This window comes from Pseudomonas inefficax, assembly GCF_032164165.1.
Lineage (GTDB): Bacteria > Pseudomonadota > Gammaproteobacteria > Pseudomonadales > Pseudomonadaceae > Aquipseudomonas > Aquipseudomonas inefficax.
Genome location: NZ_CP134401.1, coordinates 5,375,917 through 5,400,547, shown reverse-complemented (window position 1 = coordinate 5,400,547; position 24,631 = coordinate 5,375,917). Strand labels below are relative to the sequence as shown.

The following is a 24,631-nucleotide window of genomic DNA, read 5'->3' as shown; positions in this document are numbered from 1 at the left end:
TGTCGCGGCCTGTTATCATCAAGCACAGTTGCATGACGATTTAATGGCAAAAGGGATGTTTTCGTGAAGAACCTGTCAGACCACCCACGTACCCGGCTTGTCGCCCTGGCGGCCCTGGTACTGGTGATCCCACTGGGTACGCGCGCCATGCTGGGTTGGTCCAACCCGCTCGGTTACCTGTCCGACCTTGCACTCGGCAGCTTGCTGGTCTTGCTGCTGCACCGTCGGCCATGGTGGCTGGCGCTCCCCGTATTGCTGGCCTGGGCGGCCCTCTGGGTGGCTTCGGCCGAACTGGTGAGCGCGGTGGGCCGTTTGCCCACCAGCGCCGACCTGACGTACCTGCTCGACCCGCAGTTCATGGAGAATTCGACCGGTGGCGGCCTGGCCCATGCCTGGCTGCCGTGGACCATGGGCGCCGGCCTGCTGACCTGGCTGGCCATCGCCTGGCGCAGCCGCACACAACCCGACCAGCCGCTGCCACGCAAGGCCTGGGCCATTCCGTTGCTGCTGTTTGGCGTCCATTGGGGCAGCCAGCAACTGGTACCTTCCGACGCCGACCAATGGCGGCAATACAACCTCACCCACCAGTTGCTGTCGGCCGGGGCCGGCAACCTGCAGCGCCAGGTCGAAGGCTGGATGGGCCAGACAAAAACCTTCACCCCGCTGGCCAGCACTGGCCTGACCCAGTCCGACCTGCATGGCCAGCGCCTGCTCGCCGGGCCAGGCAATGCCCGCAACCTGCTGGTCATCACCGTGGAAGGCATCCCTGGGGCCTATTTGCGGCCCAACCGCCAGGCCCTGCAGAGCCGCTTCGACGAAGAACTGATGCCCAAGCTCAGCCAGTGGGCCGAGCGCGGCATGAACACCCCGGACTACGTGCTGCATACCCATCAGACCATCCGTGGCCTGTACGCGATGCTGTGCGGTGACTACGACAAGCTGGCCAACGGTACGCCCAAGGGCGTGGAGCTGCTGACCCAGAACGAACGCAACCAGGCCTGCCTGCCGGCGCAGTTGCGCCAGGCCGGCTTCACCACCCACTTCCTGCAGGGCGCCGGCCTGCGCTTCATGGCCAAGGACCGCATCATGCCGCACATCGGCTTTGATGCGGTGCACGGCCTGGAATGGTTCCGCAACAAGAACTACCTGGACTTCCCCTGGGGCAAGGATGACCGCGCCTTCTTCGAGGGTGCGCTGGACTACGTCGGCCAGTTGCAAAAGCAGGACAAGCCCTGGATGCTGACCCTGCTCACCGTAGGCACCCACCAGCCGTACTCGGCGCCGGCCGAGTACCTGGAACGCTACGACACGCCGAAACAGGCGGCAGTCGCCTACCTGGACGACGCACTCGGTGCATTCCTCGACAACCTCGAGCGTCAGGGCGTACTCAAGGACACCCTGGTGGTGGTGACTTCCGACGAGTCCCACGGCATCGACGGTGTGCGCCTGGCCTCTTCCTGGGGCTTCAACCTCACCCTGGCGCCGGAGCAGGCGCAGTTGCCACGGATCAAGCACGGTACCTACGGCCATATCGACCTGGCCACCTCCCTGCTCGACTACTTTGCCCTGCCCATCCCCGTGGCGCTCGGCGGTCGCTCGCTTTACCGCGACTACGATAGCGGTCGCGAAATGATCTCCTACACCAACGGCATGCTGCGTTATCACGATGGCCAGGGGGTGTTCACCGAATGCGACTTCCAGCAGCGTTGTCGGCGTTACGCCAGCGTGGGCTTCATCGCCGACCAGGCGCGTTACCTGGGCCCGGGCGACAACCTGCTCGGCCAGCAGATCGGCGCCCTCGCCGGGGTGCTCGACCAGTCCCTGCTGCAAACACCGCTCAACCTGCGCTACCAGTTCGGCGGCCCGTCGCCGATCCAGCTGCGCAAGCGCATCAAAGATGACTGGGCCGACAACCTGATCGGCGCCCAGTATCTGGAGATGCCCGAGGGTTCGCATACCCGCGTACGGGTCAAGGTACGCTCGCTGGACCCCAAGCGCGCAGCCTATATCCAGCTCAAGGCCAAGCAGCTGGAGCAGGACGTACCGCTGGGCTTGCCTGACGAAGTGAAAGTCACCGCCGACGAGCCGCTGGAGATGGAGTTCAGCTTCGACAACCCGACCGCGCGCAAGGCGTTTTCCTTCCATTTGCTTGGGCATGGCGGTGGCCAGGTGGAGGTCAGCGACTTCAGCGTGATCACCGCGCTGCCTGGGGAAGATGAAGCAGCGGATGAACTGGCCGATGGGCATATCGCCCATTCGGGCTGAGCAGTACCACTCATCGCCCGGCCGCCGCGGCCTGTCGATTCAACCCGCCCGTGCTCGACTAGTGTGTGAATCCCCCAATGTGGAGACAGCACCATGAGCACGAGCGAAAGCAGGCACCCGGTGGTTTCCCGCAGCCAGTGGCTGGCGGCCCGCCGCCAGCTGTGGCTGCACGAAAAAGCCTTTACCCACCACCGCGACGCGCTGGCCGCAGCCCGTCGCGCCCTGCCCTGGGTCAAGGTGGAACACGACTATCGCTTCCAGGGGCCGCACGGCGAACTGAGCCTGGCCGACCTGTTCGCTGGCCGCAGCCAATTGCTGGTTTACCACTTCATGTTCGCCGAGGGCTGGAGCGAAGGTTGCCACGGCTGCTCGTTCCTGGCCGACCATTTCGACGGCGCCAACCTGCACCTGGCGCATCATGACGTGTCGCTGGTAGCGGTGTCGCGGGCGCCGTATGCCGAGTTCCAGGCGTTCCGCCAGCGCATGGGCTGGCAGTTCCCTTGGTATTCGTCGAATGGCAGCGGGTTCAACGAGGACTTTGGCGTCAGCGTCGGCAGCGAGGGCCAGCGGCAGTACAACTATGAGCCATATGAGGGCGATGAAAGCGAGCTTCCCGGGCTGAGTGCGTTCTACCGCGAGCCGGATGGCAGCGTTTACCATACCTACTCAACCTATGCTCGCGGGCTGGATATCCTGGTCAACACCTACAACTTCCTCGACATTGCGCCACTGGGGCGCAACGAAGGTGGGACCATGGACTGGGTGCGGCACCATGATCGCTATGAAGGGCAGCCAGACAAACCCCACTGCTGCCATACATAACGTGAGGCAACATTTATCCCTGTGGGAGCGGCTTTAGCCGCGAAGAAGCCAACGCGGTGGATGGCACCGGCTGCGCCGGTGTTCGCGGGTAAACCCGCTCCCACAGGAATTGCGCCATGGTGCAGACTGCGTTCAACTAGTTACATCACCCGCGCACACCCAGCATCCCGCGCTCGACGATGAAGTCGATCACCGCCTGCAGCCCCTCACCCTTCTTCAGGTTACTGAAGGTCCATGGCCGCTGCGGGCGCATGCGCTGGGTATCGCGCTCCATCACGTCCAGCGAAGCCCCCACATAGGGCGCCAGGTCGGTCTTGTTGATCACCAGGAAATCCGACTTGGTAATCCCCGGCCCACCCTTGCGCGGGATCTTCTCGCCTTCGGCCACATCGATCACGTAGATGGTCAGGTCGGCCAGCTCCGGGCTGAAGGTGGCACTCAGGTTGTCACCGCCGCTTTCGACGAAGATCACCTCGAGGTTGCCAAACTTGCGCGCCAGTGCTTCGACCGCCGCCAGGTTCATCGAGGCGTCTTCACGTATCGCCGTGTGCGGACAGCCGCCGGTTTCCACGCCGACGATGCGCTCCGGCTCAAGGGCCCCGGCTTCGGTGAGGATGCGCTGGTCTTCCTTGGTGTAGATATCGTTGGTGACCACGGCGATCTGGTAGTGGTCGCGCATGGCCTTGCACAAGGCTTCGAGCAGCGCCGTCTTGCCGGAGCCGACCGGGCCGCCGACACCGACGCGCAGGGGTTGTTGATAGCTTTGCATGCAGGCAGTCCTCAGGAACGGAACAAACGGGTGTATTGGGTTTCGTGACGCGATGAGGCAATGGCCAGCAACGGCAGGCCGCCGCCTAGCTGGTCGTCGCCCAGGCCCAGTGCCTGGTCGAGGGCCGCGGGCAGCCCTGCCCCCAGGTCATGCAGCAAGGTCTGGGCAGCCTGCTGGCCGAACGGCACCAGCTTGACCCCGGCCATTACCGCGCCCTCCAGCCAGGCAAAACCATGGCCCAGGGCCAACTGGCGCAACGGGATGTTCCAGTGCGCAGCCAGCCAGGCCATACCGCCCAGCTGGGAGAGTTCGAGGCTGGCCCGCCAGGCCGGCGCCTGGCCCAGTTGCCAGCCGTCCAGCAGCCGTGCCAGCGCCGCACCGCGCTGCTGTTCTTCCAGACGCAGCTCGGCGGTTTCGCGGTTGGCCAGCAGAAAGCGGCTCCAATGGCCGAAGGCCTCGGCGTCCTCGGCCTGGCAGGCGTGGTACAGGCGCGCCAGCACCGGCCAGTCGAGGCAGGCCAGGGTGTCGTCGATCTGCTCCCGCTGCCAGGCAGCGAAACCATCCACATCCCGTACCCAGCCCGCCTCGACCGCCCACTCCAGGCCTTGCGAGTAGGTAAAGCCGCCCACCGGCAAGCCAGGGCTGGCCAGTTGCAGCAGGCGCAACAGCGCCAGGTCGCTGGCCATCAACCGGCCAGAACCAGCGCGGCTCCGGCCAGCAGGCCACCGCCAAAGGCCTTCTGCAGGCCGCTGTGCCTGCGCAACAGGCAACCAACCGCAAAGCCGACCGCCAGCAACAGGCCGCTGACCGTGACGAAGCCGGCGCTGAACTGCCAGAACGCACTTGGCGTGGCTTCCACGCCATGGGCCCAGCCATGGAACAGGGCGAACACCGGCATGGCCATGGCCAGCAGCAGCTGGCGGCTGGGCAGCAGCACTGCACCAGCAGCCACCAGCAGCGACACGGCGATCAGGGTTTCCATGCCCAGTACATCGCCGAACAGGTGGCCGCACACCGCACCGCCGAACATCGCCGCCAGGGTTGCCAAGGGTAGTGTCAGGCTACGCCGGGTCAACGCGGCGAGCACACCGGTGCCCAACAGCATCAGCAGGTGATCAAGGCCGGTCAGCGGGTGCAACAGGCCGTCCTGCAGCGGGTTGGCGTCGTGGCCGGGGTGGGCGAAGGCAGGCAGAGCCAGCATCAGCAGAAACAGGGCGAAAGTCTTTTTCATCGGTTGCTCCAGGCAGTTCAGGAATGGGCAGGCAGGCGCACGAACGGGTGATCGTGCCCGTGGGCATGGCTATGGCTGTGCGGCGCGCTTTGGTAGGCACCCGCTTCAGGCTCGAACGGCGCCAGTTCGGCGTCTACCGTCAGGCCCAGGCCACGCAACATGTCGTCCAGCACGTGGTCGTGCTGGAAGCGCAACAGGCCGGGCTCGATCTGCAGCGGCACATGGCGGTTGCCCAGGTGATAGGCCGCACGGGCCAGCAGGTGCGGGTCGGCGCAGCGCACCGTGGACACTGCCTCCGGCGCCGCCAGCACACGGATCAGCTGGGTGCCCTCGGCATCGGCCAGCAGTTCCCCTCCGCGCAGCAGGTGGCCGCGTTCGAGCATCAGCCCTGCCTCGCGGCCATCATCCAGGGTCACCCGCAGGCGGCTCTTGATGCGGCTGTCCACGTCCAGGGTAACGGTGCCGGTTTCGCTCAGCTTGCCGGGCTCGGTGATACGGCGGGTCAAGACAATCATCGGGGCTCCTTCAGAACAGGAAGTAACGCTGGGCCAGCGGCAGTTCGCGGGCCGGCTCGCAGACCAGCAGTTCACCATCGGCACGCACCTGGTAGGTCTGTGCATCGACCTCGATCAGCGGCTGCAGGGTGTTGTGGACCATGTCGGGCTTGCGCACCCGGCGGCAGCCGTGGGCCACGCCGATCAGGCTGCGCAGGTTCAGCTCCTCGGCCAGGCCGCGGTCCATCGCCGCCTGGGGCAGGAAGGTCATGCGCGTGGCATGCCGTGCCGCGCCCAAGGCACCGAACATCGGGCGGTAATGCACCGGTTGCGGTGTGGGGATGGAACCATTGATATCACCCATGGGCGCGGTGACGATCATCCCGCCCTTGATCACCAGGGCCGGCTTGACCGCAAAGAACGCCGGGGCCCACAGCACCAGGTCGGCCAGCTTGCCGACTTCCACCGAGCCCACTTCGTGGCCGATGCCGTGGGTCAGTGCCGGGTTGATGGTGTACTTGGCGATGTAGCGCTTGACCCGGAAGTTGTCGCTGTAGCTGGTGTCCGGCGCCAGTGGCCCACGGCGCAACTTCATCTGGTGGGCCACCTGCCAAGTGCGCAGTACCACCTCGCCAACCCGGCCCATGGCCTGCGAGTCAGACGAGGTCATGGCAAAGGCGCCCATGTCGTGGAGGATGTCCTCGGCGGCAATGGTTTCGCGACGGATGCGCGACTCGGCAAAGGCCACGTCTTCGGCGATGCTCGGGTCCAGGTGGTGGCAGACCATGAGCATGTCCAGGTGCTCGTCCACGGTGTTGATCGTGTACGGCAAGGTCGGGTTGGTCGAGGATGGCAACACGTTGGCCTGCCCCGCCGCGCGAATGATGTCCGGGGCGTGACCACCACCGGCACCCTCGGTGTGGAAGGTGTGGATGGTACGGTCGCCAATGGCCGCCAGGGTGTCTTCGATGCAGCCGGACTCGTTGAGGGTGTCGGTGTGGATCGCCACCTGGATGTCCATTTCCTCGGCCACGCCCAGGCAGCAGTCGATGGCTGCTGGAGTCGAACCCCAGTCTTCGTGCAGCTTGAGGCCCACGGCGCCGGCCGCGATCTGCTCGCGCAGTGCTTCCGGCCGCGAGGCGTTGCCCTTGCCCAGCAAGCCGATGTTGATCGGCAGGCTGTCGGCGGCCTGGAGCATGCGCGCCAGGTACCAGGGGCCGGGCGTGCAGGTAGTGGCGTTGGTGCCGGTGGCTGGCCCGGTGCCGCCGCCGATGAACGTTGTGACACCACTGTTCAGCGCCTCGTCCACCTGCTGCGGGCAGATGAAATGGATGTGCGAGTCGACGCCGCCGGCGGTGACGATCTTGCCCTCGGCGGCGATTACCTCGGTGCCGGGGCCCACCGGCACGTTCACGCCCGGCTGCACATCGGGGTTGCCCGCCTTGCCGATCACCGCGATACGCCCATGCTTGATGCCGATATCGGCCTTGACGATGCCCCAGTGGTCGATGATCAGAGCATTGGTCAGTACCAGGTCCATGGCTTCGGCGGCCAGCATCTGGCCCTGCCCCATGCCATCGCGGATGACCTTGCCGCCACCGAACTTGACCTCTTCGCCATAGATGGTGAAGTCGTGCTCCACCTCGACCCACAGCGCGGTGTCGGCCAGGCGTACGCGGTCGCCCACGGTGGGGCCGAACATGTCAGCATAGGCCTGGCGGGAAATGCGGCTCATGCCCTGCCCTCCAGCGCGCCCATCACCTTGCCCTGGAAGCCATAAACCTCACGTTTGCCGGCGTAAGCCACCAGTTGCACGGTACGCGCCTGGCCGGGCTCGAAACGCACGGCTGTACCAGCAGGGATGTCCAAACGAAAGCCCAGGGTCGGAGCGCGCTCGAACACCAGCGCCTCGTTGACTTCGTAGAAGTGGTAGTGCGAGCCGACCTGCACTGGCCGGTCGCCATGGTTGGCCACGCTGACGCTGACCGTCGCGCGGCCGCTGTTCAGCTCGATGTCGCCAGCGGCGACCTGGATTTCACCTGGGATCATGCGGGGCTCCTGGGCAATGTCAGACGATGGGGTCATGCACGGTCACCAGCTTGGTGCCATCCGGGAAGGTCGCTTCGACCTGCACGTCGTGGAGCATTTCGGCAATGCCAGGCATTACCTGCTCGCGGCTCAGTACTTCGCGCCCCAGGCTCATCAGTTCGGCGACGGTGCGGCCATCACGGGCGCCTTCGAGGACGGCGGCACTGATCAGCGCCACCGCTTCCGGGTAGTTGAGCTTCAGGCCGCGGGCCAGGCGCCGCTCCGCCAGCAGCGCGGCGGTGAACAGCAGCAGTTTGTCTTTCTCTCTCGGGGTCAGCTCCATGGCGCTCTCTCAGGTGGCCCAGATTCGCGGCGGGCAGGCCGGCAGGCCGAGGACGGCCGGGCGCAGCACATGCCACAGGCGTTGCAGGGTGCGTTGCAGGTGTTGGTTGTCATGGTCGAGCACGCGGATCACCAGCAACGACCCGAGCAGGGTCGCGCCGGCCGGGTTGGCCATCTCGTCGAACAGCGGGCGCACCCGCTCCAGCACGGCCTGGTCGGCTGGTGCCGCGCAGAAGGTGGCCAGCAGCGGGTGCCCGCCAAGCTTGTCCAGGCGCCCGCCTTCGATGCGCAGGCGCTCGTGCAGGCCCACTTCATCGGGCAGCTGGATATGCAGGCAGCTATCGACGGCACCGTGGTCGAAACGTTCGCCCATCACCGGACGCCCCAGGCAAAGGGTTTCCCAGGCCAGCAGGCGCGCGCCCGGTTCGAGGGTGAAACGGCTGTCGAGGCTGGCGCGGGCGCCGGAGAAGAAGATGCTGTCCTGCGGCAGCCACTCCAGGGTGCTGTCGGCGCCCAGATGAAAGCGCTGGGCCAGCCGCGCGGTCGGGCCGATGCTGCGGTAGAACTTGCTGGCGCCGGGCATGGTCAGCAGCGCGTGGCTGCCCGGTTCCAGCTGAATGTCCAGCTCCAGGCGGTCGCCGGCGACGATGCCGCCGGGTGGGTGCAGCACGTAGACATGGCACGGGGCACCTTCCGGATAGAACGGCCGCTGCACCAAAAGAGGTCCGAAATGCCGCCACGCACCAAGGCGGGTCACCTCGTCGCGCCTGACGAAGCGCAACTGCAGGTGAGCGCTCCAGCCTGCATCATCGTGTTGTTGTTCGATCTGCTCCGCGAGCGACATCCTGCGGCCCCTGAAATCCGTGGCCTGCTGGCCGTTTAGAGGGTCAGGCAGGCACGGCTACGGCGCGTGCGGCCTGACCACTCGATCAAATTCGCAGGCTGGATATAGCAGGTTGCGGGCCAACTCCGCAGGTAAACGCAGATGAAACTTTTGCCCAAGCCGCTCTGGCATCGGGCATACAGGGGGATGGCGCACAAAGCGGGGGCGTGCTTTGGCCCTGTTTCGGTGCCGGGCCATCTCAAGGAAAAAATTACCCGGTGCTGCGAGACGGCCTCTGTGGGAGCGGGTTTACCCGCGAAGAATCCAACTCAGTGCATGGCACGGGCTTCGCCCGTGTTCGCGGGTGAACCCGCTCCCACAGGGATGGAGCAAGTTTTCCATACAGCGGCAGAGCCTCAGTAATCGAAGCGGTCCACCGCACGCCGACGCTCGTTGTCATCGCGCCGGTCATAAATGGCCGTGGTCTGGATGTTCGCGTGATGCGCCAGCTTCTGTGCAATGGACAGGTCGTGCTCTTCGATAACCCGGGTGATGAACGCCCGACGGAAGTCGTGCGGCATGATCTTCACGCCCACCTGCGCGCCACGCTGGCGGGCGATGTAGTAAATGGCATGCTTGGTGATACGCGCCCGGGTGATATGGCTGCCACGGCGGATGCGGTTGAACAGGAACGGGTCGTCCTCGGCCCCTGCCGGCAAGTCCTGGCGGCGCAGGTCCAGCCAGGCCTGCAACTTCTCGAACGCCCATGGCGGGGCGTACTTGATCAGCTGACGGTTGCCCTTGCCCAGCACCTGCAGGCTGCGCGCCTCGAAGTCGACCTGGTCCAGGTCGATGTCCACCGATTCCGACTTGCGCATGCCGGTACCGTAAAGCAAGGCGATGATCGCCGCGTCACGCACACCCTGCGGCCGTGGATCGGCCGCACACACATCCATCAGCTCGCGAATCAGGCTGCGACGCAGGTTGCGCCCCGGCGGAAGCCGGCTGCCAGTGTCCGGCTTGACCTCGCGAATGCGCAGCAACTGCTCGTGATCGATCAGGCCCTGGCGCCAGGCTTCGTTCATCACACCGCGGATGGCGTTGACGTACAGCGACGAGCTGTTGGGGGCATAACCGTCAGCACGCAGCGCCGCCACCAGGGCGATCACATGGCCGGGCTCCAGCCGATGCCAGGGCACATCGACGATATTGCAGTCGACAAAACCCAGCCGGTCGGCAGCGTCCTGAAGGATGTAGCGCATGGTTTGCTGGCTGGATGGGGCCAGGCGGGCCATGTACTGCAGCAGCGGATTTTTCGAGAGGTCGGACAAAACGTGAATCCTGTAGCGAAGCGTTGGCCAGCGGTGAACGGGCCAAACCCTGAAGCAAGTCAATACGACAAACAAGCAGGTCAAAACAACAGCAGGATACGCATGTCATTCTGACCCGAAGAGGTGCCATCACCTTGATATGCAAGGGGTTTGAAGTTGGCACGGATCGTGATCTTACCCCAATTGAGCCTACTGAACGAACGAAGGTCCGCCCATGCTTGTGCAGCCGGTCGATTCACGCCCACGCCATGCCGTCTGGGGCCTGGGTTTCCGCCCATTCTTCCTGGGTGGCAGTTTGTTCGCGCTACTTGCCTTGCTGTTGTGGGCCGGCGTGCTGGCCGGAGCACTGCAGTCCACGCCCCCCGGCGGCATGCTTGCCTGGCACCGCCATGAGATGCTCTATGGCTTCGCTGTCGCCATCATCGCGGGTTTCCTGCTCACTGCAGTGCAGAACTGGAGCGGTATTCCAGGTTTGAGCGGGCGCGCGCTGCAGGGCTTGTTCCTGCTTTGGCTGCTGGGCCGGGCGAGTTGGTTCCTGCCGTTACCGGGCAGCTTGCTGGTAGTTGTCGAGGGCAGCTTCCTGCCACTGGTGGCACTGGCCCTGGCACGGCCGATCGTGCAGCGGCGCTTGCGTAACAACTACCCGATCGTCGGCCTGGTGCTGCTGATCGCCGCCTGCCAGTGGCTGACCTTGGTCGGTTGGCTGCGCCAGGACGAACTGTGGCAGCGCCGAGGGGTGTTTGCCGGGTTGTGGCTGGTGGTCGCGATGATGACCGTGCTTGGCGGGCGGGTGATCCCGTTCTTCACCCGGCGCGGCCTGGGCAACATGGCCCCGGCCCCTGCCCGCCCCTGGCTGGACCGGGCATGCCTGCTGCTGAGCGTGGCGGTACCGCTGGCCTTTGCCTCGGGCGCGGCCGATACGCCACGTATCGCCCTGGCCGTGCTGTTCGGCGCCTTGTTCGCCCTGCATACGGCCCGCCTGGCCTTGTGGCATGAACGTGGTTTGTGGCGGGTGCCCCTGCTGTGGTCGCTGCACCTGGCCTATGCCTGGATTGCCATTGCCTGCCTGGGCATGGCGTTGTGGCATGCCGGGGTGGCAGTAAGCCCGAGCCTGGTGACCCACGCCCTGACCGTGGGCGCCATGAGCGGCTTGATCCTGGCGATGATGGCACGGGTCAGCCTGGGCCACACCGGCAGGCCGCTGCACGTGCCGACCAGCATTGCCTGGGCCTTTGCCTTGATACAACTGGCGGCGCTGGCAAGGGTGGTGCTGCCGCTGTTCACGCCGCTGGGGGTGAGCCTTTCGGTCGTGTGCTGGAGCCTGGCACTATTGCTGTTCCTGCGCCACTACCTGCCCATTTTGCTGCGGCCACGAGTTGACGGTATGCCGGGCTAGCCTCCCGGCGTCGGCCACCACCCAGGGAACATCTGCTGCACCCGGGGTTCGGCGAAGCGCTCGTCGATCAGAACCAGTACGCCACGGTCCTGGTCGCCCCGGATGACCCGGCCTGCCGCCTGGATGACCTTGCGCACGCCCGGGTAGAGATAGGCGTAATCGAACCCCGCACCAAACTGCCGCCCCAGGCGCTGCTTGAACTGCTCGTTGACCGGGTTGACCTGGGGTAGCCCGAGGGTGGCGACAAACGCGCCGATCAGCCGCGTGCCCGGCAAGTCCACCCCCTCCCCGAATGCACCGCCCAGCACCGCAAAGCCCACCCCGCGGCCATCCGCCACAAAACGGTCGAGAAAGCCCTGACGAGCAGCTTCGTCCATGCCCGGCTCCTGGGCCCACATGGGTATCTGTGCATGCCGTTCGGCCAGCAGCGCGGCCACCTGTTGCAGGTACTCGAAACTGCTGAAGAACGCCAGGTAGTTGCCCGGCATGCGCTCGTACTGCCGGGCAATCAGCTCGACGATCGGCGCCAGCGAAGCCTGGCGTTGCTGGTAACGGGTGGATACCTGGCTGGCGATGCGCACTTCCAGCTGTTCGGCGCGGAACGGCGCAGCCACTTCCAGCCAGGCGGTATCGGCCGGCATGCCCAGCAGGTCGCTGTAGAAATGCCGTGGGCTCAGGGTAGCGGAAAACAGCGTCACGCTGCGCGCCGCCTGCATGCGCGGGCCCAACAGCCGCGCCGGGGTGACATTGCGCAGGCACAGGGTGGCCAGCCGCCGCTTGCGCGGGCCCTGGCGTTGGCTGATGTCGAACAGGAAGTGCTCGTCGAACAGCTCGGCAACCCGGCTGAACTGCAACGCCTGGTAGAAGAACTGCAGCACCTGCGGGTCCACTTGCGCAGGCGCCTGGTTCATCTGCTCCTGAATCAGCCCGATGCATTGCTGCAAGGCACGCAGCAAAGCGTCTGGCAGCGACTCGCTGGCCTGGTACGGCGCACGCTGCTCCTTGTAGAGGGCGTTCCACTGCCGGTTCAGCCGGTCCAGCGCACCGGTCAGCCCGTGCGGTTTGCTCTGGCGCAGGGCCAGCAGCTGGCCCTGGTCGAGGCTGGCGCTGTACATGCCGCGGCCGCGCTCGACCAGGTTGTGCGCCTCGTCCACCAGCACCGCGACCCGCCACTGGTTGGCCTGGGTCAGGCCGAACAACAAGGCATGGGCATCGAAGTAGTAGTTGTAGTCCGCCACCAGCACATCTACCCAGCGCGCCATTTCCTGGCCCAGGTAATACGGGCACACCTGGTGCGCCAGGGCCACTTCGCGCAGCTGGGCGCGGTCGAGCAGCGGCAACGCTGCCGCCGCCGCGCGCGCGGCCGGCAGGCGATCGTAGAAGCCTGCGGCCAAGGGGCAGGACTCGCCATGGCAGGCCTTGTCGGGGTGCTCGCAGGCTTTGTCGCGGGCGATCAGTTCCAGCGTGCGCAAGGCCGGCTGCGGCGTGGCGCCGGTGATCTGGCGCATGGCATCCAGGGCCAAGGCCCGGCCCGGGGTCTTGGCCGTGAGAAAGAACAGCTTGTCCAGTTGCTGCGGCACCATGGCCTTGAGCAGGGGGAACAACGTACCGAGGGTCTTGCCAATTCCGGTACTGGCCTGCGCCATCAGGCAACGGCCGGTGCTCGCCGCCTTGTACAGGGTTTCTGCCAGTTGTCGCTGGCCTTGGCGGAACACCGGATAAGGGAAGCCCAGGGCTTGCAGGCCCTGGTTACGCTCGGCCAGGCGCTGCTCCTGCCCCTGTGCCCAAGCCAGAAAGCGTTGGCACTGGGTTTCGAAGAAGGCTTGCAGTTCGGCAGCCGTGCAGTGTTCACTGATCAGCGTCTGGCCATCGCTGTCGACGTCAAGATAAACCAGCGCCACCTCGATGGCCGGCAGTTGCCTTGCCTGGCACATCAACCAGCCATAGACCTTGGCCTGCGCCCAGTGCAGCTGGCGATGGTTGGCCGGCTGGCGCGACAGGTCGCCACGGTGGGTCTTGATCTCTTCCAGGCGGTTGCAGGCGGGGTCGTAACCGTCGGCGCGGCCACGCACCTTCAGGGTTTGGAACTGGCCTTCGAGGGCAATTTCCGACTCATAGCCCGCACCGCGTCGCGCCACCACCCGCCGATGCCCTTCGATCCCCTCCTGGGCGGTGGGTGATGGGGTGAAGCGCAGGTCCAGGTCACCGACCTTGGCGCTGAATTCGCACAAGGCGCGTACCGCCACGCTGTAGCTCACGGCGTTTCGCTCCAGCGCACATGGCACACCGCGACAGGCAAGCCGTGGGCGCGGCAAAACTCCAGCCAGCGCAACTGGTTGTCCTGCAGGCGGTCGCCTGGGCCCTTGACCTCGACCATGCGGTAGCGCCCCTGCTCGGGCCAGAACTGGATCAGGTCGGGCATGCCGGCGCGGTTGTTGCGAATGTCCTGCAGCAGGCGCAGGAAGCACTGTTTCAAATGGGCCGCCGGCAGGCAGGCCAGGGCTTGCTCAAGCAATTGCTCACTGAGCGTGGACCAGAACACGAACGGCGACTGCAGGCCTTGCTTGGCGGCGTAGCAGTCGAGAATCGCCCGGTGATGGCTGCCATCTTCGAGCCGCCCCAGGCAAAGCTCGAACAGAGCACTGCGGCGTTGCTGGAAGTCGCCGTCGTGCAGGTCCTGTGGGGCGGCCTGGAACGGGTTGAAGAACGCGCCAGGCACCGGGGCGAAGATCGCCTCCCAGCACAGCAGGCCGAACAGGCTGTTGAACAGCGTGTTCTCCACGTAATGCACATGTCCACCGGCTTCGGCCAGGTGCTGGCATACCGCCTCCTCCACACCCAGCGCTGCCAGTTCCCGGGGCAGCTCCAGCTCGATCAGTTCCAGGGGCGCGACACGCTGGCGCCGCTGTGGCGGGCCACCGAGTTTGCGGGCCAGGCGCGGCAACATACGTTCCAGCGCCTGCACTTCCAGGGCATTGGCCGGTGCCGCCGCCAGTTGCAGCGCCAGCGCATGGGCCTGGGGCCACTGCTCGCTGCGCTCCAGCACCCGCACCTGGCGGATGCGCGCCTGGGCATGGCTGCACTGCCTGTATACGGCCATGGCCTGCGCCCAGTCGCCCAGGCGTTCGCATTGCTGGCCCAGGGCGAATTGCAGGCGCGCATGGCGCCGGGCCAGCCACGGGTTGTCGCTGTGCAGGCCCTGCATGGCTGCCAGGATCGACAGCGGGTCGTCACCCTGCTCCAGGCGCTCGGCGCACTGGTGCAAGGCCATGGCCAGGTCGACTTCGGCACGTTGCTGCAAGGCACGCGAGTCGGTGCTGAACGGCACCTGTTCGTAGCGCAACAGGCCGAGGTCGGCGAGAACGAAGTCCGACCAGGACTGGTACAGGTTGCCGAAGAACAGTAGGCGCATGCGGTCGCACAAAGGCTGCAGGCACCACTGGAGGATGCGCATGCCGCTGTCCGGGAACCACTCGGCCAATGACCGGGCTTGCAGGCCCAGGGGTTGCAGTTGTGCAAGCAGGTCATGCTTGGCGGCGCGGGGCCGGCTCAGCTGTGGGGCAAAACAGCGGGCAAGTTCGTCCTTGCGCAGCAGGGCAAACAATTGTTCCAGCGCCAGTTGCGCGGGTTCCCGCACCCAGCCGAGGGCCAGCAGCGGCTGCAGGGCCTGCCCGGTATCGCCGATTTCGGCATAATCGAGGCGGTCGCTGCGAAACAGCTCGCCCTTGCGCATGACCATGCGCACCATCAGGGCCTGTGCCGGGGCGTCCAGTTGGCCGAAGGTGCGGATGAAAGCGAGTTCCTGCTCGTCGAGCAGGTCTTCGTAGCGCTGTTCGACCCACAGCAGCACCTGGCGGAAATTGTGCAGGTAGTAGAACGGGTCGTCGACGGAATGGGCGATCACTGTGTGGGGTCAGGCGGCTGGAATGAATACTGGTTATACATACAGACCAGCATGCCTGGCAAGTGCCGTGGGTCAGCTCAACGATCGGCTATCGGCTTGGGGGCTGCTTTGCAGCCCAATCGCGACGCAAGGCCGCTCCCACAAGGTATTGCAGTGCTGCTGAAACCCGCGCGAGACCTGTGGGAGCGGCCTTGCGTCGCGATTGGGGCGCAAAGCGCCCCCCAGAATTCACACCTGTTCCGTCGCGGCAACCATCTCCGCCGCCTTGACCTTGGCACTGCCAATCGGCGCCTGCAACAGCAGGAAGTAGGCCACCGCCGAACACAGCGCCACCACCGCGCTGATCATGAACGCCGTGGTGAAGGATCCCGAATACTGGATGCTGAAGCCGGTGACGATCGGCGCCACCGAGCCGGCGATGTAGCCGCCGAAGTTCTGGATCGAGCCAAACGAGGCCACGCGCTGGCTGTCGACGATGGTGTTGACGATCATCCAGGCAGTGGCACTGGCCATGTTGATGCTGAACAGCGCCAGGCACAGCAGGATGACGCAACCGGTCAGGCCGGTGACGAACGACAGCGGCAGGGTGAACAGCGCCGCCAGCACCAGGCCGGTGATGACGCTGAACTTGCGGCTGGCCAGCACGCTCATGCCGCGCTTGACCAGCAAATCGCAGAAGCGCCCGGCGACGATCGTGCCCGCGGCACCAAAGCCATAGGCCAGCGACACCACCCAGGCGGTCTTGTACAGGTCCAGGCCATGCTCGCGCTCGAAGTACCCAGGCAGCCAGGTCAGGTGCAGCCAGAGCATGTAGATCACGCCCATGAAGCCCAGCACCGCCCCCCAGGTACTACGGTGCTTGAACAGGTCAAGCCAGCCGGCGAAGTACGAGGCCTTCGGCGCTTGTGCAGCGGCTGCCGGCGCCTGCTGCCCGCTCGGCAACGGCTTGCCTTCGGCAGCCAGCTCCGCCAGGTAGCGTGCCTTGCTTTTGTAGAAGGTCAGCCAGCACAGCGCCAGCACCACACCGATCACACCGGTGATGATGAACATGCCGCGCCAGCCAAAGTTGACCATGAACAGCGTCAGCAAGGGTGGCGCCAGGCACGGGCCGAGGCAGGTCGAGGACCAGACCACGCCGGTCGGGGTGCCGCGTTCGTTGGCATCGAACCACTCCGACAGGGCCTTGGCCGCCGACGGAAACATCGGCGCCTCGCCAATCCCCAGCAGCACCCGCAGGCCCATGAAGCCGGCAAAGCTGTTGACCATGCCGAACGCTGCCTGGGCTACCGACCAGCCCAGCAGCGAGGCACCGAGGGCGATCTTGCTGCCCAGGCGGTCGATGATCATGCCCATCGGCAGCTGGGCGAAGGCATAGGCAATGGAAAACGCCGACAACAGGATGCCCATCTGCGACGGGCTGATCATCATGTCTTTCTGGATCGAGGTGTTGGCGATCGACAGTGCACTACGGTCCAGGTAGTTGACGATGCCGATCAGTAGCAGGAACACGACGGTGATGCGTTGGTACTTCTTCATAGGGTTCATGTGATGACCTTTATTATTATTGTTGCCGCGCTGTCAGCGCCGTGGCGATCCTTCGTTCAAGCTGCGCCCTCCCTGACGCAGCGCGCCGCTCAGGGCAGGCGCGCGGTGGTTGCAACGTCCAGCAGGCCGCGCCGGCCGAGGCTGTCGATCAGTGCACGCAGGCCAAAGTGCCACTGCGGCGCCAGGTCGCTGGTGGTCACGCGGTTGCACAGGGTACCCAGTTGAGGGTTGCTGATGCTCACTACATCGCCCGGCTTGTGGGTGAAGCCGTTGCCCGGTTGGTCGCGGTCCTGTTTGGGGGCGAACAAGGTACCGAGGAACAGCACCAGGCCGTCGGGGTACTGATGGTTCTCGTTGAGGGTTTGCTGCACCAGGTCCTGCGGGTCGCGGCTGATCTGGCGCATGGAACTGCTGCCGGCGAGGATGAAGCCGTCTTCACCCACCACCTGCAACTCCACCTCGGCGGCGCGCACATCGTCCAGGCCGAAGCTTTCGTCGAACAGGCGCAGCAACGGGCCGAGCGCGGTGGAGGCATTGTTGTCCTTGGCTTTGGACAGCAGCAAGGCGCTACGGCCTTCGAAGTCGCGCAGGTTGACATCGTTGCCGAGCATCGCGCCCTTGATGCAACCATCGCTCGACACCGCCAGCACCACTTCAGGCTCCGGGTTGTTCCAGCTCGACTTGGGGTGGATGCCGATGTCGGCGCCGTGGCCGACCGCCGACAGCGGCTGGGCCTTGGTGAACACCTCGGCGTCCGGGCCAATCCCCACTTCCAGATACTGCGACCAAAGGCCCTGCTCCACCAGCACCTTGCGCAGCGCTTCGGCCTGGGCCGAGCCCGGCACGATCTGTGACAGGTCGGCACCGATGCGGCTGGCCAGGGTGTCACGGATGGCATCGGCCTTGGCCGGGTCGCCCTTGGCCTGCTCTTCCACCACGCGCTCCAGCAGGCTGGTGGCGAAGGTCACCCCAGCGGCCTTCACCGCCTGCAGGTCGATGGGAGCCAGCAGCCATGGCTGGTGCGGGTCGCGCCGGGCCGGGTCGCTGTTGCCCAGCAAGGCTGGCAGCCCGATCAGCGGCTCGGCCAGCGGCAGGCTGCGCAGGTAGGCCACCGGGTCGGCCACTTCCAGCAGGGCCGAGACGGTGGCTACATGGGCGCTGATATCGTGCACGGCGCCAGATCTCACCAGCACTACCGCAGGGCCCTGCTCCGGCAGCCACACCCGCCCTACCCAACTGCCGCTGTCGAACGCGCTGGCATCGTGTTTCAGAGGCAGCGGTCGCTTGCCGTTCGCTCGATCAGTCATCTGTGTACCCTTACTGTCATTCATTGGGAAAGTGCCGGCAGTTGCAGCTGCCCGGCCAGGCGGTCAAGGTCGGCCACCAGCTGTGACGAAAGGCTTGCGCCCTGCTCCAGGGCTTGGCGGCGCAAGGCAAGGCCAGCCTGCCCAGGCAGGCGCACTGGGCGCTCGGGGTCCAGCGGCCGGCTGGCCAGTATCAGTCGGCCGAGGAAGCTGGTTTCGTCGGTGAACGCTTGCAGGCCGCCGAAGAATTGCGGGTCGATAACCACGGCGGTGGCCGAGGCCCCCCACTGGTCTGGCGCATCCTTGCGGCCATGGCCGGCCAGCCCCGAGGTCAAGGCTTCGACCAGCAGCGCCAGGGCGAAACCTTTGTGGCCAAAGGCCTGGCCACCCAAAGGCAGGATGCTGCCTTGCGGGCTGGTGAAGAAGTCGCGCGGGTCGTCGCTCAGTTGCCCGTCATTGCTTACCAGCACCGAATGCGGCAGACGGCTACCGGCGTCGCGACACTGGCCGACCAGGCCGAGGGTGACGGTGGACATGCTGACGTCCAGCAGAATCGGCTCGCCTTGGGTCGGGATACCCGCGGCGATCGGGTTGGGGGTATACACCGGATCGACGCCGCCATGGGCGCAGACCAGCCCTACCGACGGGTCCGAGGAATACAGCATGGCCACCAGGCCCTGGTCGGTGTAAGGCTTGAGGTAGGCTGCCAGGCAGCCGATATGCGCGGCGCGGCGTACCACGGCGATGCCGATACCCTGCGAAGTGGCGCCCTTTGCCGCGCAGTCCAGGGCACGGCTGACGCAGTACGGCCCCAACACGTAGTGGCCATCGAACAGGCTGGAAATGCCACTGTCCGACACCTGCTCCAGTACCTGCGCACGGGCCTTGACCTGCCCGCCGAGCATGCCGTCGATGTAGCGGCTGACCAAATTCAGGCCATGGGTGCGATGGCCCAGCAACTCGCCTTCGAGGAGCACCCGGGTCACTACCTGGGCGACTTCGGTATCGGCACCGGCCTTTTCGAACAGCCGCTCGACGAAGGTATTGAGCGCTTGCACGTTGTAATGTGTGGCTTGAGTCATTGCGGTTGCCTCGGAAATGGCACAGGGCTGGCGATCAGGTCACGGCGCCGATCTGCCAGGGCACGAATTCGTTCTGCCCGTAGCCGTGCAGTTCGCTCTTGCTGCGCTCACCGGAAGCGATGCGCAGCATCTGTTCGAAGATGAACGCGCCGCGCTCCTCGATGCTGGTGGAACCATCGGCGATGCCGCCGCAATTGACGTCCATGTCTTCTTCCTGGTGCTCGAACACCCGGTTGTTGGTGGCCAGCTTGATCGATGGCGCCGGGGCACAGCCGTAGGCCGAGCCACGGCCGGTGGTGAAGGCGATCAGGTTGGCCCCGCCCGCCACCTGGCCGGTGGCCGAAACCGGGTCGTAGCCGGGGGTATCCATGAACACCAGGCCCTGGGCGCGCACCGCTTCTGCGTACTGGTACACATCGACCAGGTTGCTGGAGCCGGCCTTGGCCACAGCGCCGAGGGACTTTTCCAGGATGGTGGTCAGGCCCCCGGCCTTGTTGCCGGCCGAGGGGTTGTTGTTCAGCTCGGCGTTCATGCGCTGGCAGTAGTCTTCCCACCAGCGGATGCGGGCCACCAGTTTTTCGCCGACCTCGCGGCTGACCGCACGGCGGGTCAGCAAATGCTCGGCACCGTAGATTTCCGGGGTCTCGGAGAGAATCGCGGTGCCACCGGCGGCCACCAGGCGGTCGACGGCATTGCCCAACGCCGGGTTGGCGGTTATGCCGGAATAACCATCGGAACCGCCACATTGCAGGCCTACCACCAGGTGCCGCGCGCTGACCGGCTGGCGCTGCACCTGGTTGGCCTCGGCCAGCAGTGCCTTGACCTGCTCGATGCCGGCGGCGATGGTTTTGCAGGTGCCGCCGATACCCTGGATGGTAAAGGTGCGCAGCTGGGCGCTGGCCTGCAGGCCCTGGGTTTCCAGCAGGCTTTCGATCTGGTTGGTTTCGCAACCCAGGCCGATGATCAGCACGGCAGCGAAATTGGGGTGTACGGCGTACCCGGCAAGGGTACGACGCAACAGGCCCAGGGCTTCACCGCTGGGGTCCACCGCACAGCCGGCGCCGTGGGTCAGCGCCACCACGCCGTCGATGTTCGGGTAGTCGGCCAGCACTTCAGGGTGGATATCGCGACGAAAATGGTCGGCCACGGCCCGGGCCACGGTCGCCGAGCAGTTCACCGAGGTCAGGATGCCGATGTAATTGCGGGTGGCGACCCGGCCATCGGCGCGCACTATGCCCTGGAACTGCGCCTCGCTGCCGGGCTGGTTGCGGGTGTCGACACCGAAGGCGTAGTCACGGGCGAAATCGCCCATCTGCACGTTATGCACATGTACATGCTCGCCGGCGTCGATGGCCTGCGAGGCAAACCCGATGATCTGCCCGTAGCGACGCAGAGGCTGGCCCTGCTCGACACGTTCGGTAGCGAGCTTGTGGCCTGAGGGGATCGGCTGGCGCACAATAATCGCCTCGGCGTCCAGGCGCAGGCCTTGCGGCAGGGCCTGGCGAGCGATCAGCACGTTGTCCAGCGGGTTGAGGCGGATGACGGCAAGGTCACCGGACTTGGCAATCAGTTGCATGGGACCTCTCAGGGCGGTGCGGCTGGCTTCTTGTTATGGCTGCGACCACTGTAAGAAGCCTTGGGCAACATTCCCAATGAGATGATCCGATCGAACGATAACCCTGAGTTATCAGAAGATGGTCTCAGAGCATGTTTATCAATCACGTTTGAAGACAATCTTGGACCGCTGCACGATCCTTGTAGGAGCGGCCTTGTGTCGCGAAAGGGCTGCGAAGCAGCCCCGGCAATTCGTGCTTCTGCGCTGAAACCCTGGGGCTGCTTCGCAGCCCTTTCGCGACACAAGGCCGCTCCTACAGTTGACCGCGTATCGGCTTTATCTATGCTCCTCCTGGCGACGGCGAGCGCCCTCCAGCAAAATCTCGACAAACGCCCGGGCCGAAGCGCTCAGCGGCTCGTCCTTGCGGGTAACCACGCCGTATTCCAGCGCCGCCAGGTGCAAGGGGCTGCGCAGTTCTTTCAGTTGGCCACTGGCCAGCTGCGCGGCAACCATCGAGCGCGGCAACATGGCGATCATCGGTGCCGCCTGCAGCAATTGCAGGAACATCGGCATGGAAATGGTTTCGACGCTGTCGGCAGGCGTGGCGATGCCGGCAACCCGGAAGGCCTGCTCCAGGCGGTTGCGGATCGGCGTGCCCACCGGGTACAGCACCCACGGCCAGTCGCCCAGCGCCGTCAGCGGCGTGCTTTCCAGCTGGTTGAGTGGGTGTTCGCTGTTGACCACAAGGCTGAACGGTTCTGGCTCCAGTGGCTGGAAATCGAACAGCTGGCTGAAACGCTCTTCAGTGAAGCGGCCAATCATGATGTCGAGCTTGTTCTGCTCCAGCATGGTCAACAAGTGATCGCTGGAATGCTCCACCACTTCGATCGACAGCAACGGGCTGCGTGCCTTGATCGCGGCGATGGCCTGCGGCAGCACCAGCGCGGTGGCGGCAAAAATCCCACCGACGCGGATAAAGCCGTGCCCGCCATTGCGCAAGCGGTTTACCTGGTCAACAAACTGTTGCGACTCGGCCAGCGCGCCTTGGGCATAGCGCACCACATATTCGCCCAGCTCGGTGGGTGGCATGCTCCGCGGCAGGCGCTCGAACAGGGCGAAGCCGAACTGCTCCTCAAGATCACGCAACATTTTGCTCAGAGCCGGCTGGCTCAGGTTCATGCGCGTGGCGGTGGCGTGCATGTTGCGGGTGCGCGCCAAGGTGTCGATCAACACCAGGTGCTTGTAGCGGATCCAGTTGCAAAAGCTGGAATGGGTCATGTCCGGCGGCATTGACGCAGGCCTCAGGCAAATGAAAAGGCGGGGCTATTGCGCCCGCAGGTAGTGCAGCAAGGTGTCCAGGGCAACCGAGTTGGGCCGCGAGCGCAGGGTCAGCACGCCCAGGTTGGCCATGGCCAGCGGCAGCTCCACCGGCAGGATGGCGACCATGCCATAGCGGGCATAATGCTTGGCCACGTCATCGGGCACCACCGCAATCATCTCGGAGGCTTCGAGCATGGCAGTGGTAGCCAGGATCGAGGCGGTTTCGACGATATCCAGCGACTGCACCATGCCGCCGGCTTGCAAGGCGCTTTCGACGCGGCGGCGCATCGGGCTGCCGATGGGGTGCAGGATCCAGGTCAACGCCACCAGGTCGGCCAGTTGCAGGCCGGCGGCATTGGCCAGCGGATGGCCGGCGCGGGCGATAACACGCATCTGCTCACCGCCTTCGAACAGTTCGATGTTCAGGTCCTGGCTGTCGCTCTGGTCTGGCAGCCGACCAACCACCATGTCGAAGTCGCCACGCAGCAAGGCCGGCAGCAAGGTGTCGCTGGTGCCGACCTCCAGGGAAATGCGCACCTTGGGGTGGTCGCGCTTGTAGGCCAGTACCGCCTTGGTCAGCACGCCCGGCACCGGGCCCATGACGCTGCCCACCCGTACCAGGCCCCGTGCCCCGCGCGCCAGCTCGGTAATCTGCGCCTGGGCGTGCTCGAACTCGTGAAGCGCATTCTGCGCATAGCGGATCATCACTTCGCCATACAGCGTCGCTTGCATGCCCCGGGGCAAACGCTCGAACAAGCGTACGCCCAGGCGTTCCTCGAGCTGTTGCAGCAACAGGCTGGCTGCCGGTTGCGTGGTGTGCATCGCCGCGGCAGCACGGCGCAGGTTAGCGAACTCGCCCAAGGCGTTGAGCAGCGTGATCTGACGGCTGGAGATCTTCAATGCGCCGAGGCTGGCAGGCACCTGGGCGCTGTCGGGTGGCAAGCGAGACATATCGAATCCGGTATCGCTGGTTAAGATTTGGCGATTATGCCTGTATCGCTCGACAACCTACAGTCAGGTCTCCCAGTGCTTGAACAGAACAAGAGCCGACCATGAGCATACGTATTACCCACCTGAGCGTTCGCGACATTCGTTTCCCCACTTCGCTGTCGCTGGACGGCTCCGACGCCATGAACAGCGCCCCCGATTATTCGGCAGCCTACGTGGTGCTGCACACCGACGCCGAGGCCCTCGAAGGCCACGGCCTGACCTTCACCATCGGCCGTGGCAATGAGATTTGCGCAGCGGCGGTGCAATCGCTTGCGCCGCTGATCGTCGGCCTCAGCCTGGAGGAAATCACGGCGGACATGGGTGGTTTCTGGCACCGTTTCACCGTCAGCGACAGCCAGTTGCGTTGGCTGGGCCCGGAAAAGGGCGTGATCCACCTGGCCACCGCCGCGATCATCAATGCCGTGTGGGACCTGTGGGCCAAGCACGAGGGCAAGCCGGTGTGGAAGCTGCTGGCCGACATGACACCCGAGCAGTTGGTGCGCTGCCTGGATTTCAGCTACGTCACCGATGTGCTCACCCCCGAAGAAGCCATCGCCCTGCTGCGCCGCAAGGCCCCGGGCAAGGCCGAGCGCGAAGCGCAGATGCTGCGCGAAGGCTACCCCGGTTACACCACCGCGCCGGGCTGGCTGGGCTACAGCGAAGTAAAGATGCGCAAGCTTGCCCGCCAGGCCGTGGAAGATGGCTGGACCCACATCAAGCAGAAGATCGGTGCGGACCTGGAAGAAGACATTCGCCGCGCCAGCATCCTGCGCGACGAAATTGGCTGGGAGCGCACCCTGATGATGGATGCCAACCAGGTATGGGGCGTCGAGGAATCCGTCGCCAACATGCGCCGCCTGGCCGCCTTCGAACCACTGTGGATCGAGGAGCCGACCAACCCGGACGACATCCTCGGTCACGCCACTATCCGCCAGCGCATTGCGCCGATTGGCGTGGCTACCGGTGAACATTGCCACAACCGGGTGATGCTCAAGCAGATGTTTCAGGCCGGCGCGCTGGACTTCTGCCAACTGGACGCGGCCCGCCTGGGTGGCCTGAACGAAGTGCTGATCGTGCTGCTGATGGCGGCCAAGTACGACGTACCGGTGTGCCCGCACGGCGGCGGTGTCGGCCTGTGTGAGTACGTGCAGAACATTGCCCTGTTCGACTACATCGCGGTATCGGCCTCGCTGCACAACCGGGTGCTGGAGTACGTCGACCACCTGCACGAGCACTTCATCGACCCGGTGGTAATCCGCCGCGGGCGCTACATGCCGCCGCAACGCCCGGGCTACAGCATCGAAATGCATGCCGAGACCCTGGAACGCTACCAGTACCCCAACGGCGCGGTGTGGCTAGACATCAACCGTTCCTGACCCACCTACCTGGGTGTGCCGCCTTTGCGCGGCACGCCACCAGCACTTTCAACG

Annotated in this window: 21 protein-coding genes; 4 read left to right on the top strand and 17 right to left on the bottom strand. The window is 65.2% G+C overall.

The features are described 5' to 3' along the window. The first annotated feature begins 63 nt into the window (after window positions 1–63). Both RIN61_RS24285 and RIN61_RS24280 read left to right on the top strand, forming a co-directional pair. Window positions 64–2,265 carry an LTA synthase family protein gene (locus tag RIN61_RS24285; protein WP_207879065.1) on the top strand — a complete coding sequence of 734 codons (2,202 nt, stop codon included), beginning with the start codon at window positions 64–66 and terminating at the stop codon, window positions 2,263–2,265. A 93-nt stretch (window positions 2,266–2,358) separates the two neighbouring features. Further along, entirely contained in the window at window positions 2,359–3,087 is a 729-nt protein-coding gene (locus RIN61_RS24280; RefSeq protein ID WP_112253910.1) for a DUF899 domain-containing protein, read from the top strand. 145 nt (window positions 3,088–3,232) lie between these two features. On the opposite strand, the gene ureG is transcribed toward RIN61_RS24280, so the two are convergent. The 9 genes from ureG to RIN61_RS24235 form a co-directional block, all read right to left on the bottom strand. Further along, window positions 3,233–3,856: an urease accessory protein UreG gene (ureG, locus tag RIN61_RS24275; protein ID WP_207879067.1), complete on the bottom strand. Its 624-nt coding sequence runs from the start codon at window positions 3,854–3,856 to the stop codon at window positions 3,233–3,235. An 11-nt stretch (window positions 3,857–3,867) separates the two neighbouring features. After that, the gene (locus tag RIN61_RS24270; protein ID WP_112253908.1) at window positions 3,868–4,542 is read right to left on the bottom strand and encodes an urease accessory protein UreF; all 675 of its coding nucleotides are present in this window, start codon (window positions 4,540–4,542) and stop codon (window positions 3,868–3,870) included. Further along, complete coding sequence (locus RIN61_RS24265; protein ID WP_112253907.1) at window positions 4,542–5,087, bottom strand: HupE/UreJ family protein; 546 nt, start codon at window positions 5,085–5,087, stop codon at window positions 4,542–4,544. Before RIN61_RS24265 ends, RIN61_RS24270 begins: the two co-directional genes overlap by 1 nt. 17 nt (window positions 5,088–5,104) lie before the next feature. Continuing rightward, on the bottom strand, window positions 5,105–5,602 hold the full coding sequence (gene ureE, locus RIN61_RS24260; protein WP_112253906.1) for an urease accessory protein UreE: 498 nt from the start codon (window positions 5,600–5,602) through the stop codon (window positions 5,105–5,107). Window positions 5,603–5,612: 10 nt separating this feature from the next. Beyond that, complete coding sequence (gene ureC, locus RIN61_RS24255; RefSeq protein WP_112253905.1) at window positions 5,613–7,316, bottom strand: urease subunit alpha; 1,704 nt, start codon at window positions 7,314–7,316, stop codon at window positions 5,613–5,615. Beyond that, the gene (locus RIN61_RS24250) at window positions 7,313–7,630 is read right to left on the bottom strand and encodes an urease subunit beta (protein WP_015270155.1); all 318 of its coding nucleotides are present in this window, start codon (window positions 7,628–7,630) and stop codon (window positions 7,313–7,315) included. Before RIN61_RS24250 ends, ureC begins: the two co-directional genes overlap by 4 nt. A 19-nt stretch (window positions 7,631–7,649) precedes the next feature. Continuing rightward, window positions 7,650–7,952 (bottom strand): urease subunit gamma, encoded by a 303-nt coding sequence (locus tag RIN61_RS24245; RefSeq protein ID WP_003256923.1) that lies wholly within the window; start codon window positions 7,950–7,952, stop codon window positions 7,650–7,652. A 9-nt stretch (window positions 7,953–7,961) separates the two neighbouring features. Next, entirely contained in the window at window positions 7,962–8,795 is an 834-nt protein-coding gene (locus RIN61_RS24240; RefSeq protein ID WP_112253904.1) for an urease accessory protein UreD, read from the bottom strand. A 395-nt stretch (window positions 8,796–9,190) separates the two neighbouring features. Then, a complete protein-coding gene (locus tag RIN61_RS24235) occupies window positions 9,191–10,105 on the bottom strand; it encodes a site-specific integrase (RefSeq protein ID WP_087500663.1) in 915 nt (304 codons plus the stop codon). Between the two features lie 214 nt (window positions 10,106–10,319). On the opposite strand from RIN61_RS24235, the gene RIN61_RS24230 reads away from it, so the two are divergent. Next, entirely contained in the window at window positions 10,320–11,501 is a 1,182-nt protein-coding gene (locus RIN61_RS24230; protein ID WP_207879071.1) for an NnrS family protein, read from the top strand. Here RIN61_RS24230 and RIN61_RS24225 read toward each other — a convergent pair. The 8 genes from RIN61_RS24225 to RIN61_RS24190 all read right to left on the bottom strand — a co-directional run bounded on the left by RIN61_RS24225 (window position 11,498) and on the right by RIN61_RS24190 (window position 23,162). Further along, window positions 11,498–13,759, bottom strand: coding sequence for an ATP-dependent DNA helicase (locus RIN61_RS24225; RefSeq protein WP_112253901.1), 2,262 nt, complete (start codon window positions 13,757–13,759; stop codon window positions 11,498–11,500). The two genes, RIN61_RS24230 and RIN61_RS24225, sit on opposite strands and share 4 nt — an antisense overlap. Further along, a complete protein-coding gene (locus RIN61_RS24220) occupies window positions 13,756–15,405 on the bottom strand; it encodes a VRR-NUC domain-containing protein (protein WP_112253900.1) in 1,650 nt (549 codons plus the stop codon). The genes RIN61_RS24225 and RIN61_RS24220 overlap by 4 nt, the downstream gene beginning before the upstream one ends. Window positions 15,406–15,633: 228 nt before the next feature. Beyond that, window positions 15,634–16,941: an MFS transporter gene (locus RIN61_RS24215; protein ID WP_181457406.1), complete on the bottom strand. Its 1,308-nt coding sequence runs from the start codon at window positions 16,939–16,941 to the stop codon at window positions 15,634–15,636. A gap of 98 nt (window positions 16,942–17,039) precedes the next feature. Continuing rightward, entirely contained in the window at window positions 17,040–18,257 is a 1,218-nt protein-coding gene (locus RIN61_RS24210; protein ID WP_313854649.1) for a fumarylacetoacetate hydrolase family protein, read from the bottom strand. A 20-nt stretch (window positions 18,258–18,277) separates the two neighbouring features. Next, the gene (locus RIN61_RS24205) at window positions 18,278–19,336 is read right to left on the bottom strand and encodes an Ldh family oxidoreductase (RefSeq protein WP_207879075.1); all 1,059 of its coding nucleotides are present in this window, start codon (window positions 19,334–19,336) and stop codon (window positions 18,278–18,280) included. A 34-nt stretch (window positions 19,337–19,370) separates the two neighbouring features. Then, a complete protein-coding gene (locus RIN61_RS24200; protein WP_112253896.1) occupies window positions 19,371–20,912 on the bottom strand; it encodes a UxaA family hydrolase in 1,542 nt (513 codons plus the stop codon). Between the two features lie 315 nt (window positions 20,913–21,227). Then, window positions 21,228–22,181: a LysR family transcriptional regulator gene (locus RIN61_RS24195; RefSeq protein WP_112249294.1), complete on the bottom strand. Its 954-nt coding sequence runs from the start codon at window positions 22,179–22,181 to the stop codon at window positions 21,228–21,230. Between the two features lie 33 nt (window positions 22,182–22,214). Further along, window positions 22,215–23,162: a LysR family transcriptional regulator gene (locus RIN61_RS24190; protein ID WP_112249295.1), complete on the bottom strand. Its 948-nt coding sequence runs from the start codon at window positions 23,160–23,162 to the stop codon at window positions 22,215–22,217. 101 nt (window positions 23,163–23,263) lie between these two features. On the opposite strand from RIN61_RS24190, the gene RIN61_RS24185 reads away from it, so the two are divergent. Continuing rightward, window positions 23,264–24,577: an L-fuconate dehydratase gene (locus RIN61_RS24185; RefSeq protein WP_313854645.1), complete on the top strand. Its 1,314-nt coding sequence runs from the start codon at window positions 23,264–23,266 to the stop codon at window positions 24,575–24,577. Window positions 24,578–24,631: the final 54 nt, after the last annotated feature.